The organism is Vibrio sp. FF266, assembly GCF_041439695.1.
GTDB classification, from domain to species: domain Bacteria; phylum Pseudomonadota; class Gammaproteobacteria; order Enterobacterales; family Vibrionaceae; genus Vibrio; species Vibrio tasmaniensis_A.
The window spans coordinates 1-13,309 of sequence record NZ_JBGOOO010000032.1 but is presented as its reverse complement, the minus strand read 5'-3'; the positions used below and the strand labels follow the sequence as shown (position 1 = coordinate 13,309).

12 protein-coding genes and 2 pseudogenes are annotated in these 13,309 nt (G+C 43.8%); 8 read left to right on the top strand and 6 right to left on the bottom strand.

Annotated elements, in window-relative coordinates:
* The first annotated feature begins 110 nt into the window (after positions 1–110).
* Positions 111–1,223 (top strand): sensor domain-containing diguanylate cyclase, encoded by a 1,113-nt coding sequence (locus ACED59_RS19075; RefSeq protein ID WP_017098474.1) that lies wholly within the window; start codon positions 111–113, stop codon positions 1,221–1,223.
* A 30-nt stretch (positions 1,224–1,253) separates the two neighbouring features.
* Here ACED59_RS19075 and yddG read toward each other — a convergent pair whose 3' ends face one another.
* Positions 1,254–2,186 carry an aromatic amino acid DMT transporter YddG gene (gene yddG / locus ACED59_RS19070; protein ID WP_017098475.1) on the bottom strand — a complete coding sequence of 311 codons (933 nt, stop codon included), beginning with the start codon at positions 2,184–2,186 and terminating at the stop codon, positions 1,254–1,256.
* Between the two features lie 173 nt (positions 2,187–2,359).
* Complete coding sequence (yjjG, locus tag ACED59_RS19065) at positions 2,360–3,034, bottom strand: pyrimidine 5'-nucleotidase (protein WP_017098476.1); 675 nt, start codon at positions 3,032–3,034, stop codon at positions 2,360–2,362.
* A gap of 213 nt (positions 3,035–3,247) precedes the next feature.
* On the opposite strand from yjjG, the gene ACED59_RS19060 reads away from it, so the two are divergent.
* The 3 genes from ACED59_RS19060 (at position 3,248) to ACED59_RS19050 (ending at position 5,981) form a co-directional block, all read left to right on the top strand.
* Entirely contained in the window at positions 3,248–3,433 is a 186-nt protein-coding gene (locus ACED59_RS19060) for a hypothetical protein (protein ID WP_009845588.1), read from the top strand.
* A gap of 238 nt (positions 3,434–3,671) precedes the next feature.
* Complete coding sequence (gene yiaY, locus ACED59_RS19055; RefSeq protein WP_012600397.1) at positions 3,672–4,820, top strand: L-threonine dehydrogenase; 1,149 nt, start codon at positions 3,672–3,674, stop codon at positions 4,818–4,820.
* 237 nt (positions 4,821–5,057) lie between these two features.
* Positions 5,058–5,981, top strand: a complete 924-nt coding sequence (locus tag ACED59_RS19050; protein WP_017098477.1) for a hypothetical protein — start codon at positions 5,058–5,060, stop codon at positions 5,979–5,981.
* Between the two features lie 120 nt (positions 5,982–6,101).
* On the opposite strand, the gene ACED59_RS19045 is transcribed toward ACED59_RS19050, so the two are convergent.
* Complete coding sequence (locus ACED59_RS19045; protein WP_017075771.1) at positions 6,102–6,536, bottom strand: YccF domain-containing protein; 435 nt, start codon at positions 6,534–6,536, stop codon at positions 6,102–6,104.
* Between the two features lie 256 nt (positions 6,537–6,792).
* On the opposite strand from ACED59_RS19045, the gene ACED59_RS19040 reads away from it, so the two are divergent.
* On the top strand, positions 6,793–6,918 hold the full coding sequence (locus tag ACED59_RS19040) for a hypothetical protein (protein ID WP_017098479.1): 126 nt from the start codon (positions 6,793–6,795) through the stop codon (positions 6,916–6,918).
* 124 nt (positions 6,919–7,042) lie between these two features.
* Here the strand turns inward: ACED59_RS19040 and ACED59_RS19035 are convergent, their stop codons facing one another.
* Complete coding sequence (locus ACED59_RS19035) at positions 7,043–8,119, bottom strand: low specificity L-threonine aldolase (protein WP_017098480.1); 1,077 nt, start codon at positions 8,117–8,119, stop codon at positions 7,043–7,045.
* A gap of 303 nt (positions 8,120–8,422) precedes the next feature.
* Between ACED59_RS19035 and ACED59_RS19030 the strand changes: the two genes are divergently transcribed.
* The 3 genes from ACED59_RS19030 (at position 8,423) to ACED59_RS19020 (ending at position 12,716) form a co-directional block, all read left to right on the top strand.
* Positions 8,423–9,037, top strand: coding sequence for an NAD(P)H-dependent oxidoreductase (locus ACED59_RS19030; protein WP_009845593.1), 615 nt, complete (start codon positions 8,423–8,425; stop codon positions 9,035–9,037).
* Positions 9,038–9,040: 3 nt separating this feature from the next.
* Positions 9,041–10,966, top strand: a complete 1,926-nt coding sequence (locus ACED59_RS19025; protein WP_017098481.1) for a monovalent cation:proton antiporter-2 (CPA2) family protein — start codon at positions 9,041–9,043, stop codon at positions 10,964–10,966.
* Between the two features lie 526 nt (positions 10,967–11,492).
* A complete protein-coding gene (locus ACED59_RS19020) occupies positions 11,493–12,716 on the top strand; it encodes a DUF819 domain-containing protein (protein WP_009845595.1) in 1,224 nt (407 codons plus the stop codon).
* 87 nt (positions 12,717–12,803) lie between these two features.
* Here ACED59_RS19020 and ACED59_RS19015 read toward each other — a convergent pair.
* Both ACED59_RS19015 and ACED59_RS19010 read right to left on the bottom strand, forming a co-directional pair.
* Positions 12,804–13,022: pseudogene (locus ACED59_RS19015) on the bottom strand (hypothetical protein); the annotation flags it as partial.
* Between the two features lie 56 nt (positions 13,023–13,078).
* Positions 13,079–13,309: pseudogene (locus tag ACED59_RS19010) on the bottom strand (IS5/IS1182 family transposase); the annotation flags it as partial.

Sequence of the window (13,309 nt, the reverse complement as noted above, 5' to 3'; positions counted from 1 at the left end):
GCCAAGAAGCAACGGAAGCCCAACAATCTAAGATAGTTGAGAAGGCCTTTGAACTTCAGTCAATAGCATTCCAGAACCTTTCCGAGAGTAATAACGAAGCCGTTTTTCAATTGTATCAACTGTACTCAGAACGCCCCGCATTAGAGAAAGCACACTCTTTCACAACAGATTTAGATTTAATTACTTCATTTGGTGAGTATTTAAGTTCACATTCAAACCTCACCGATATGATGCAACGCCTTCACGAAGATCTGAAAAAGGTGATGCCAGTTGAGTCTCTTGGGCTAGCTTTGTATAACGAAGATACACAACAACTGACCTATGAAATTTATTTAGACCTGGGTGTTACACTCGAACCTTTCACTGTCGACTGTACAAAACAAGCGACATTAAGTGCATATTGCATTAATAACAGAATACCTTTCTGTCATGGTGCATTTACAAAAGCAGCACTGAACAAACTATTAAATAAACCACTCGGTGAGCACGCTTTAACTGGTGTAACTAAAGAAGACTACTCGTCTGTTATCATGCTGCCGCTCATTCTTGAGGGTAAGCGCCTTGGTGTTCTTACCGTCCAATCCATTGAGCCCAACGCATACCAAGAACATCACTTATCTTTAATGAAACATTTGGGTTCTTATTTATCCATTGATCTTCAGAATAAGCAGCAAAAGAAACAACTTGAAGAACAAAAAATGACGCTCAAAACACTGATGAATTTAGATCCACTCAGTCAATTATTTAACCGTTTAACCTTGGCAGAATCCATCACACAGTGGCGTGATACTGTAGAAATAGAACAACCCTACGCGTTACTATTAATTGATATTGACTACTATAAACAATTCAATGATTGCTACGGTCATGTGAAAGGGGATGAAGTTTTGGTTACCATATCAAAACAGCTTAAACATCATTTTTCAGCAGAATCTTTTAAGGTATTCCGATTTGGCGGTGACGAGTTTTTAGTTTTATGTACGGGTGAAACAAAAAACGCGTTGCTAGCAAAGACTTCTCAGCTCTTATCCGGTGTGCATGATTTAAATATCAGCCACAAGAAGTCCAAATGCAGTGATCGCTTAACTCTTTCGGTTGGTGGAGCGATATTCACACACTTTGATATTTTAAATCTAACCAATGAAGAGCTGATCCAAAAAACAGATAAAACACTCTACAAAGTAAAAGACCAAGGAAGAAATGGAATATTGATTGAAGACTAGGAAATCCTCGCACTGATATATAAGCGCAAATTAAGACTGAGAATGAACATTTTTAGAAGCCGACGCCTTAACCGTCGGCTTTTTGTCTCTGGTTACCCACCAGCAAGCCAGTGAACCAATCGTCACCATACAAACGCCCTGCCAAAAACTCATGCTCAATGACAAACCTAGAATCATAGAAGACAGTAAGGTCGCGAAGATTGGCGTAAAGTAAGACATGGTTGCAAGAAACACCATATTCCCCCCCAGAATCGCTGTGTTCCAAAGCGCGTAACCAGCCCCCATACAAGCCCCGGCAAGCACTAAGTCAATCGCAGCACTTGAAGTCATCACCATGCCTGTTTCATCACTCAATGCGTATTTGATCCACAGAGTGATCGCCGTAGCGATAAAGAAAAGCACAATCGCATTCTGCCCTTTAGCAACGCGTTGGGTGTAATTGCAATATACCGCCCAAATAATCGCGCCGAAGAATGCCATCGAATAGGTTTTAGGGTTGGTCGCAATATTAGCCGCGATTTGCTCGACAGAAAGCCCCTGATCGCCGCTGATACTCCAAGCCACGCCAAAAAACGCTAAGACGATACTTGGATAAACCAACCAGTTGATCTTTTTGTCACTCAACAGCACCGCAAACAACACCGTTAGTGCAGGCCATAGGTAGTTGATAACGGCCATTTCTAAGGCTTGATGTCGGCTATTTGCCATTCCTAAAGCCAGAGCCAAGAAGATTTCGTAGCAAACGAATAAGGCACCACCGATCATCAAATACGATTTAGAGAAGCGCGACAGCTTAGGTAACCCCATAACACAGACTAACAACAGTGAGCTCACTGTATAAAGACTGGCAGCACCACCAATTGGGCCCAGTTGTTCTGACACACTACGAGACAATGCAATTAAGCAGCTCCAAAGTAAAATGGCAGCAATGCCGTAGCAGCTATGGCGATGAGATTTCAGCACGCCTCTTCCTTCTCTTTATTGTAATTGGGTAATCAAAGCGAGCTTAAAGCAAAGATAGGCTTAAGCACCACTATCGATAACTTGCAGTAGGTAAAAATAAGTAGCCGAGCACATAACTGCACTCGGCTATCAATCATTCACTCAAAAATCTAAAAGCAATTGGCTGTTAGCTGTTATGCCAACAAAAGTGCTTGCAGGTCAGCCAAAGACTTCACTTGATAGTGAGGGTTGATGCCGGCTGGTGTTGCCTTTTCTTGACTGTTTAACCAACAGGTCTCAATACCAAAATCCAAGCCACCTAAAATATCAGAGTGTGGGTTGTCCCCGACCATCAATACTCTTTGCTTTGATGGCAATCCAATCAGCTTGTGCGCATGCTCAAAAATTTCCGCGTCTGGTTTAGCGACACCGACTTCCTCAGAAATGATCACATGATCAAAGTAGTCTGTCATTCCTGTTCGTTCCAAACGGATTGACTGCAGCTCTGTGAAACCATTGGTGATGATGCCCATGTTCACTTTGCCTTTTAACGACTCCATCAACTCTTTTGCACCAGGAAGCAGAGAACAGATGTCTGCCATTGCGGCTAAAAACGCACTGTTTAGTGCTGCCGTTGTTGTCTCTAATTTTGTTGCCCAGCTTTCAAAACGCGCGTGCTTCAGTTGTGCCGCCGTAATACGGCCATCTTGGTAATCGACCCATAATGGCAAATTAACCTCTTGATAAACTGAATAATCCTGTTCGCTAAAGTCCACGCCAAAACGGGAGAACATCAGCTTCATTCCTTGAAAAGCATCAAAGTGGAACAAAGTTTCATCTGCATCAAAGAATATCCAATCGTACTTCATTTTATTTCCTATTATTCGCGCGGTTGAGCAGTGCTTGTATTTATTTTCTCGTTGCCTCAAAGGCCAGATGTGCATTCTACTATCAATTTTGTGAGCCTGAATATAGTTCTAAGAATTTATAGAAAACAAGCAACAAGTCATGATGTATCGCAAATTTTGCCACATATTAAACCAATACCATATAAGAAATACACTTAAGTACCGGGAGGTACCATGAAGCACTTCTTACCGTCATCCGTCATGCTCACCCCATTCCTTGTTAAGTATTATGATGAACAACCAGAAGACACCTCTGACGCCTTAGATACCGATGAGTCTCAGCAACCTCAAATTGAAGCTAACGATGACTCACGCAAACCATCGACACAAACTGAACTTGAACCGACGTTGAGTGAATAGCCTTTACTTTCATGGTCATGGAACGCAATTCTGTTATTAAATCAATCAACAGTTCGCTTTCCATTACTGACAATAAACACATAAGAAAACCATAAAAACGATTGCTATATGAGCCCTATCACAACACATAATCACAAAGTGGTAGTTCGGAATCAAAGTTGTTCCAGATCAATGGTCGACCAGTTGATTGCCGACAACATGTAGGAAATTAAAAAATCATAATTAACGGAGTTTTCCAATGTCTACTGCATTTTACATCCCTACAATCAACTTCATGGGTACTGGCTGTTTGAAAGATGCTGCTGATAGCATTCAGTCTCAAGGCTTCAAAAAAGGTCTGATCGTAACGGATAAGATCCTTAACCAAATTGGCGTGGTTAAACAGGTACAAGACCTACTTAGCCAACGTGGCGTAGACGCAGTTGTATTCGACGGTACTCAACCAAACCCAACCATCACTAACGTGAACGATGGTCTTGAGTTACTGACTGACAACGATTGTGATTTCGTTGTTTCACTAGGTGGCGGTTCGCCACACGACTGTGCAAAAGGTATCGCGTTAGTTGCTTCTAACGGTGGAAAAATTGCAGATTACGAAGGTGTAGATCAATCTGAAAAGCCAATGATGCCTCTAATTGCTATCAATACAACAGCAGGTACAGCTTCTGAAATGACGCGTTTCTGCATCATTACTGACGAAGCTCGTCACATTAAAATGGCTATCGTTGATAAGCACACAACACCACTTATTTCAGTAAACGATCCTGAGTTGATGCTTGCAAAACCTGCATCACTAACGGCAGCAACAGGCATGGATGCGTTGACACACGCAATCGAAGCTTACGTTTCAATCGCAGCAACGCCAATCACAGACGCAGTTGCGATTAAAGCAATCGAACTTGTGCAAGCACATCTAAGAACAGCAGTAGCGCACGGTGAAGACATTGAAGCTCGCGAGCAAATGGCTTACGCACAGTTCATGGCGGGGATGGCATTCAACAACGCTTCTCTTGGCTATGTTCATGCAATGGCGCACCAACTGGGTGGTTTCTACGACCTTCCACACGGTGTATGTAACGCTATCTTGCTACCACACGTTCAACGTTACAACGCTCAAGTTTGTCCAGATCGTCTACGTGATGTTGCAAAAGCGATGGGTGTGAATGTTGAAGGTATGACAGCAGAGCAAGGCGCAGAAGCAGCTATCAACGCGATTGTTCAACTAGCAAATGACGTGAACATCCCAACAGGTATTGCTCAACTTGGTGCTAAATTGGAAGACATCCCGACTCTGTCTGACAACGCACTAAAAGACGCTTGTGGTTTCACTAACCCTAAACAAGCGACTCACGAAGAAATCTCAGCGATCTTCGAAGCGGCAATGTAATCTAGCGACAAGTTATTCGAGCTAAAAACACCCGGCTCTTGCTAAAAACAAATAGCTAACACAAACGGGCTCACCTTCTGAGCCCGTTTTTTTATCTGCCCGATACCTTTCAGATCTTTACCCTCATCACTAATCAGTAGTGACTAATCACTCACTGCTCACCACTAAAAAGTCGCATTGTTGCGATCGCTTGGTTATAGTTAAACTATTGATATATAGAATGACAAACAGGTTCCATTGAGTCGTTGGATAGTTAGCACCTCATTATTAGCTTCACTCGTTACCCACTCCGCTCAAGCAGAGGAACAAAATGAGTGCCACAGTCAGCCGCTAGAAGACGCCCCTGTCGAAAAAGCCTATCACTACCTAAACAGTAAATTTTGCCAACCCGCATTATGGTTTGACAGTTTCTTTGTCGATGACCGCATTACCGAAGATGCTCGAGCGGGCACGTCTGTGCGTTGGTACAACGATTTTATTTACTCAGAAGGTGGTGACGTCGACTACTCAACCAAGCTCAACGCACGTTTACATCTTCCCTTTGCAAGTAAGCGCCTAAAATTAATCTACGAATCTGTCAGCGATGAAGAGTTCTTTGATTTCTTTCCACAAGATTCAGAGGAATTAGAGAGCGCACTCGGCCTTCGTTACGATGCTTATGCGAAGGGTTACAGTAGCTTCAATATTAAAGCGACACTGCGTCCGCGTATTGAAGCTCGTTATCGCTTTACCTACCCTCTCACTACCGATGCCGTATTCAGGCTGACCCAACGTGTGTATCAAGAAAAGCAAGAAACTGGCGAGATCACCGATATCGATTTTGATCTTTCTTTGAGTGATGACTTCTTAGCGCGATGGTCGAACTTTGCAGGTTATAACGACGACCTTAAAGGCTGGGAGTACGGTACGGGGCTAACTTTGTATCACTATCTTTCTCAAGACCAAGCTCTGCAATACAGCGCGACGATTGCAGCAACCAGCGAGCCGTATAACCACTACGAATACTCACAGGTGTCGATAACCTACCGAGAAAACGTTTGGAAAGAATGGCTGTTCTACGAATTGATTCCGCGCTACCAATGGGAACGAAAGCCCTATGAGAAACATACCGAAGAAGCCAACATCACCCTTAGGCTTGAAGTCTTGTTCAACAATGTCTAGTGGAACTATTATCTAGTGAGTGTTTGTGAGATTGGGGCATCGTTAGATAGAAAACGAGGCACAAAAAAGCACATCATGTGATGTGCTTTTTCAGTTCTATATAAGGCTTAAACTGTAGTCTTAACCCTTGTAGTTTCTTACTCGTGCCGCTTCTGCTTCACGCTTGTCGACAACGGTTTTACCGATTGGCGCCAATGAGATAACCGCGAGCTTAAGGTGCTGAATCGCAAACGGAATACCTATAATAGTAATGAAACACGCTACTGCTGACATGATGTGACCAATCGCCAACCAGATTCCAGCAAATAAGAACCAAATGATGTTACCAATCATACCAAGTGGGCTGGTCCCGATGTCAGTTTCATTGGTCAATTCATCACGTGAAATCGCTTCTTGACCAAATGGGAAGAATGAGAAGTTACCCATTACAAAACACGCTCTACCCCATGGAATACCAACGATGGTGAGGAATGCGAGCAGTCCGAAGAACCACCATGCCAGTCCCATAAATACGCCACCAAACAGAAACCAAATGATGTTTCCTATTGTTCTCATGTTGTCTTCTCCAAATCTTTGAATGCTGTTTATCTCATATGCCGAGTAAGGCAATACTTGTTCTAATAGGTTCATTATTATTGAGTCTTTATGAACCGCTTATGAATCGCCTAGATTTTCTGTGATTGATACACACCACGAAACGCCAAATCCGCATAGGGATCATCGATTTTATTTGATACCATGTTCGTAGATTTTTAGTATCACAAAGCTAAACAACTACAACAACTACAACAACTAATTTAAGGCCGAATTTATGAGCAACACTGAGCAACCTAAAAAGAAAATGAAAAACTGGGTGCCAATCGTCTTCTTCGGACTTCTCAGCACGGTGCCTGTATTCATGTTTTTAGTCGACGTGTACATCAACCAATACATGTAACAAGACCCCGCCATCCTATCGGCGTAAAAATGAATACAGGAAACATGTCCTGTATTCATCTCAGTTAAATCACTTCTACTGTAATTAATTCAATTCTTCTGCGATCAAATCAACTCTTAGTTAATTAAATCAGCTCTTCGTTAATAAAGTCTAGAATGTCGATCAGCTCATGATCTGGCAAGTTTAGTAAGTTATCACCCACATACCATTCAATCTTACATTGGGTAGGCAGTTCGCTGATCGCTGGGTTTCCTATCCAAACCTTGTGCTTCTTAGCTATATTGTCGCGCAGGATAATGCCATCCTCAAAACTCACCGGTAAATAGAGGTGAAGCATGTTTACTTGGGGTTGCTGCGGGTTCACTTTGAACTGCGGGTAATCTTGTAAGATTTGATAGATTTGCTTGGTACGCTCATACAATGCTGGCATCAACTCGATCCGTTGATCAAACTGCATTGCTGCCGAAACCACGTAAGGCGTGCGATGATAAACATTTCCGCCCTGACGCTTCATCCACGCTGAAGCTTTTGCTACGAAAGCCTTATCACCTAGTAGGAGTGACCCCCCAAGACCATTTAACCCTTTATAGAGCGAAACATAAGCTGTATCGAACCCCTTCGCGATCTCGCTGTATGGCTTTTGATAATACGCGCCACACTCCCACAAACGAGCACCATCCATATGCAGATGAATCGATTGTTCTTTGCAGTACTGCTTTATCGCTTCAAGCTCTTCCCACTCAGGCAGCTGACCACCAATCTCTCGCATCGGTAGTTCATACAATGCCGCGGCAATCTCATCAGGCCAAGCCTTTAAGTCGTCGACATTCCAAGTGCGAAATACATTACCAACCGGAAGTATATTGAAACGGTTCTGGAGCTGATACCCTTGGCGTTCATGGCGCATAATATGGCTGGATTCGTGCATCGCCACCAAAGGATTTCTTTTTTCTTGGCAAGCAATCTCTAACGCTGTCGGTTGATTCATTGTGCCAGTAATCACAAATACAGCCGCTTCATAACCTAGCAGTTCCGCGACTTTGTTTTCGAAGCTCTCGATAAACTCACCATCGCCGTAGCTATCATGGCTCACATTATGTGCCTCACACCATTCAGCCATCTGAGCGAATGTTTGTGCTGGAGTCGGTTCTAGGTGACCGGAAAGCAACAAATCACATTGTTGACGCAAGTCCATGCTCATAGTTTTTCCTTTATTCATTGTCGTTCTATGTAGGGTGATTGAATTATTTACGTTAGCCTTCAACGGTGACATAAAGTGCACCTCTTCGCTTTTATTATTAGCGAATAATTAGTTTTACGCAGTCATCGGCTGCGTGTGCCGGAAATACTCAAATTGACGGGTGTTTTATATAATTAAGTCCCTAAAAACACGCGCATCTAACTAGATAAGTATGGGCTAATTCGTTGTTGTTCAACCATTCTTCTATTATTGTATATCTATAATTCCAATAAATATTATTCGTTAATGGACAAAGAGGGCTATATGTCGAAAAATCGAGTCTTGGTGCTATTCGCCCACCCTTCTCAGCATCGCTCTGAAGCGAACAAACCCTTATTTGAGCAAGCCAAGCGTATTGAAGGCGTCACCTGTGTCGATCTTTATGCTGAATACCCGACCTTCAAGATCAATATCGATCGTGAACAGAAACGCCTGTTGGACCATGACATCATCATTTTTCAGTTCCCACTATATTGGTACTCAACACCCGCGATTCTTAAAGAATGGCAAGACCTCGTCCTAGAATACGGATTTGCTTACGGCACCGACGGTAATGAACTGCAAGGTAAGAGCTTGTTATGCAGTATCACCGCTGGCGGCAAAAAAGAGGCTTATCAAACTGACGGTTATAACCACTTCACCATCCGTGAACTGCTTCACCCAATCGAACAAACGGCGTCTTTGTGCGGCATGAACTACTTGGCTCCATTGGCTTTGTTTGGTTCACGTACTGCGTTAGAAGAAGGCCGAATTCAAGATCATGTAAATAGCTACAAATCGCTTTTAGAGGCTTTTGTTGCGGGCGAAGTCGATCTTAAAAAGGCAAGCAAGGCTGAAAAGCTAAACCATTATGTCGATGAAATGATGAGCAGAGGTTAGATCATGACAGGATATTTTCTACAAGCATTTATCTATTTGCTCGCGGCAGTCATCGCCGTCCCTATCGCCAAAAGGCTTGGCCTCGGCTCTGTGCTTGGTTACCTGATTGCCGGTGTGGTGATTGGCCCAATCATCGGCTTAGTGGGTGAAGAGACCACGACCATTCAACACTTTGCCGAATTCGGTGTAGTAATGATGCTGTTCTTGGTCGGGCTTGAGCTTGAGCCGAAGATGCTTTGGGCAATGAGAAACCGCCTGATGGGGCTCGGCGGCCTACAAGTCGGTGGCACAACGGCCATAGTCATGGGGATTGCTCTGTTCTTCGGGCAACCTTGGACGATCGCGCTGACTATCGGTTTGATCTTCGCACTGTCATCTACCGCGATTGTTCTCCAAACCTTTAATGAGAAAGGGCTCTCCAAGACAGAAGGCGGCAAGAATGCTTTCTCGGTCTTACTGTTCCAAGATATCGCTGTCATTCCGATGCTGGCATTTATCCCTCTATTGGCATTGCCAGAATTAATCGAAGCTGCACAAAGCGCGGTCGCTTCGACTTCTGATCACCATGAAGAGTTGAGTCTTGTTGCTGGCCTACCCGGCTGGGCTTATGGCCTTGTGATCACAGCATCTATTGCGATTGTTGTGGTCGGCGGGCACTTCTTGAGTCGTCCACTGTTCCGCTTTGTGGCGAGCTCAGGCTTGCGAGAAATCTTTACTGCAACCGCACTGATGTTGGTTATTGGTATTGCTGCACTAATGAGCCTAGTCGGCCTCTCACCAGCTTTAGGAACCTTCCTTGCAGGTGTGGTATTGGCGAACAGTGAATTCCGCCACGAGCTTGAGTCTAATATAGACCCGTTTAAAGGGCTGCTACTTGGCTTGTTCTTCATTACGGTAGGTGCGGGCATCAACTTTGATGTTCTATTCAACGACTTTGGTTTGATCATTGGCCTCACTCTTGGCGTTATGCTACTTAAAGCCTTGGTGTTGTTTACATTGGCGTTGATCTTCAAAATTAGAAATAGCGACCGTTGGTTGTTTACGTTGAGCTTGGCGCAAGCCGGTGAATTTGGTTTTGTACTACTGAGCTTCTCGGCTCAAAACCACGTATTGCCTGCTGATATAGTCCAAACTCTGTCGCTGGTTGTTGCTCTTTCAATGTTCCTAACACCAGGCTTATTCATTCTATTTGATAAAGTGATACTTCCTCGTTACGAGCAAAAGTCTAACGACCGAGAAGCCGATACTATCGAAGAGAAAGGTACGGTGATCATTGCTGGTATTGGCCGATTCGGTCAAATCGTTAACCGCTTATTGGTGTCGAATGATGTCAAGACTGTGGTTTTGGATCACCAAGCCAACCAAGTCGATTTACTTCGCTCTATCAACATCAAATCTTACTTTGGTGATGCGACTCGTCATGACTTATTGCATACAGCAGGGATCGAAGAAGCCGCAATGTTTGTCGTCGCTATCGATAACCAAGACTCAAGCGTTGAATTAGTAAAATACGTTAAACACACCTACCCTAAAGTGAAAATTTTAGCGCGTGCGTTCGACCGTGGTCACAGTTACCGCCTACGAGAAGCTGGTGCAGATTCTGTAGTCTCAGAAACGTACCACTCGGCACTCGAAATGGGCGCAGAAGCTCTACGTTCTTTAGGGCACCATCCATTCTTCGTTGAACAGCAAAAATCAACGTATCAACGTGTTGAAAGCCGTAAGTCTGAAAAACTATACCAAGCTTGGTCTGAAGCGGAAGAGAACCCACGTTACGACAACAACTACCGACAAATCTTCATTCACCTTGAAGAAGCAATGAAAGAAGACATGAAAAAAGACCGTTCAGACAAGCACTCTCGCTCAGAACGAGGTTGGACACCGCCACCGAAAGGCTATGCAGATGGCTTTGAGGAAGAACAAACCTAAGCAGAGCTCAAATTCGAGGTTAACAACCACTCAAAAAGCGGCTTTCGGGTCGCTTTTTCATTCTCTAAATACGAATAGCACGACCGATGAAGCCAAAACACGGAACCTAAATCAGATGAACCACGACATTTATGTGATCCAGTTATAATTTTCAATCTCAAGCTACCCGTCAAAAATGAATTCACTTTTTACATTTATAAAACATTACCTCTCCACATAAACCATACCGTCAATATGGGTATATATGCATTCTTTTAAGCCCTTCAGTCGTCGTTCTAATTCGTAGCGACCATCCTCTAACGTTTGAGTTACATTGCATATATCTAAACACGCCTCACAAGTCGCCACTAAAGCATTCACATCGCCAATAATTAACGCTCCGCACTCACAAATTCAAACCATAAAAATTAACACAAACGTTTCAAAGCATGTCTATCGTTACAATTTGTAACGAATACCAGTTGTCGGTATAGTCCTGCACTTCAAAAAGTGAGGCGGTTGCGCTCACCTTAAAGGAGATATAATAATGATTACTAATGATGCAGTAATAATGGGCATGTTAGCTGTTATTCTTGGCGGTGTTTTTATCACGGAAAGTAGCCAAAATAGCGCACTGAAAAAATTCTACTCGTTCGTTCCGGGTCTATTGCTCTGTTACTTTGTTCCTTCTCTATTGAATAGTTTAGGCATCATCGATGCGTCAAACTCAAAGCTATACTTCGTTGCAAGTCGCTACCTATTACCGAGTGCACTCGTTCTTCTGATCATCTCAGCAGACCTTCGTAAAATATTTGGCCTTGGTTCTAAAGCCGTCATCATGTTCCTAACCGGTACTGTCGGCATTATCATTGGCGGACCTTTAGCGATTCTAATTATCGACCAAGTTAACCCTGACCTTGTATCTGGCGATGTATGGCGCGGCCTTACAACAGTGGCTGGCTCTTGGATTGGCGGCGGTGCAAATCAAGCAGCAATGAAAGAAGTGTTCGAGGTTGATGACCAATTATTCTCTGCAATGATTACGGTTGATGTTATCTGTGCGAACATTTGGATGGCCGTGTTACTTATCATGGCAGGTCGCCAAAAGAAGATTGATGCATGGTTAAAAGCAGACACATCATCTATCGAAGAGCTAAAAGAGACGGTTTCTAAATACCAAGAAGAGAACGCTCGCCCAACAACCACAACAGATCTAATGAAGATCACGGGAATTGCATTCGGTCTTACCGGTCTAGCTCACTTATTCAGTGACCTAATCGCACCTTGGATCTCGACCAACGCTCCAGAACTCGCGAAATACAGCCTTACATCAGGCTTCTTCTGGTTAATCGTAATGGTGACAACGTTCGCGCTCATCGCTTCATGCTTCAAATCTACACGCAGCCTTGAGCACAGCGGCGCGTCTAAAGTTGGTTCAGCGTTCATCTACATCCTAGTTGCAACCATCGGTATGCAAATGGATGTGACGGCTATCTTAGACAATCCAGGCTACTTCTTCATTGGTATCACATGGCTAACTATCCATGCCATTCTAATGATTGTGATGGCGAAGCTTATCCGTGCACCACTGTTCTTCATGGCTGTCGGTAGCCAAGCTAACGTTGGCGGCGCAGCATCGGCTCCTATCGTAGCAGCTGCATTCCACCCAGCACTGGCGCCAGTAGGTATCCTAATGGCAGTATTGGGTTACGCTCTCGGTACATACGGCGCTTACATCTGTGGTCTCATCATGCAGGCTGCTGCGGGTTAATAGAATCGCTTCAATCCAATAACACAAAAGGCTGAACGATGATCGTTCAGCCTTTTTCGTTTCTAAAACTGTATTTCAAATAACGGCTTAATCGAACAAAGACGCCAGCTTATTTTCAACAACTGGGCTGATATTAAAGCTCAACATAAAATCTGGACGCGTTTCTTCGTCTTTCTCAAGGTAATAGTTCGCTTCAATGCCAAACTTCCAAGGACGTCCGTTCAACACAGTAGTCTTGCTTACGCTTATATTCAACGGAATTTCCGCCTGATCCTTATTCCAATCATACGAGAATGTCGGCGCAGAGCGGCTTTGTTGCGTAATTCAGTTTAGAGACAGAGCAGCCCCATTTCGTGCGTTTCTTAGTCAATACGGCAAGTTTCAGGCATACCTAACCCAGTGAGCTTGTTCAACGCTTTTATCATCGCGTAAGTTTCTCCCACTTGTGCATTGTAATTTCTTAAACTTAACGACCACCAAATAACTGTTTAACTCGATACATCGCTGTTTCTGACAGGGAGCGTTTGTGGTAACCATACCGCTCTTTCCAATACTTATTTGAGCCATATAACTTCTGGCAACCTACTGCGAGA

Coding starts and splice junctions, on each gene's coding strand:
- yjjG (WP_017098476.1), bottom strand. CDS start 3,034: ATGAAGTACGATTGGATATTCTTTGATGCAGATGAAACTTTGTTCCAC.
- ACED59_RS19060 (WP_009845588.1), top strand. CDS start 3,248: ATGAAGCACTTCTTACCGTCATCCGTCATGCTCACCCCATTCCTTGTT.
- yiaY (WP_012600397.1), top strand. CDS start 3,672: ATGTCTACTGCATTTTACATCCCTACAATCAACTTCATGGGTACTGGC.
- ACED59_RS19045 (WP_017075771.1), bottom strand. CDS start 6,536: ATGAGAACAATAGGAAACATCATTTGGTTTCTGTTTGGTGGCGTATTT.
- ACED59_RS19040 (WP_017098479.1), top strand. CDS start 6,793: ATGAGCAACACTGAGCAACCTAAAAAGAAAATGAAAAACTGGGTGCCA.
- ACED59_RS19035 (WP_017098480.1), bottom strand. CDS start 8,119: ATGAGCATGGACTTGCGTCAACAATGTGATTTGTTGCTTTCCGGTCAC.
- ACED59_RS19030 (WP_009845593.1), top strand. CDS start 8,423: ATGTCGAAAAATCGAGTCTTGGTGCTATTCGCCCACCCTTCTCAGCAT.
- ACED59_RS19025 (WP_017098481.1), top strand. CDS start 9,041: ATGACAGGATATTTTCTACAAGCATTTATCTATTTGCTCGCGGCAGTC.
- ACED59_RS19020 (WP_009845595.1), top strand. CDS start 11,493: ATGATTACTAATGATGCAGTAATAATGGGCATGTTAGCTGTTATTCTT.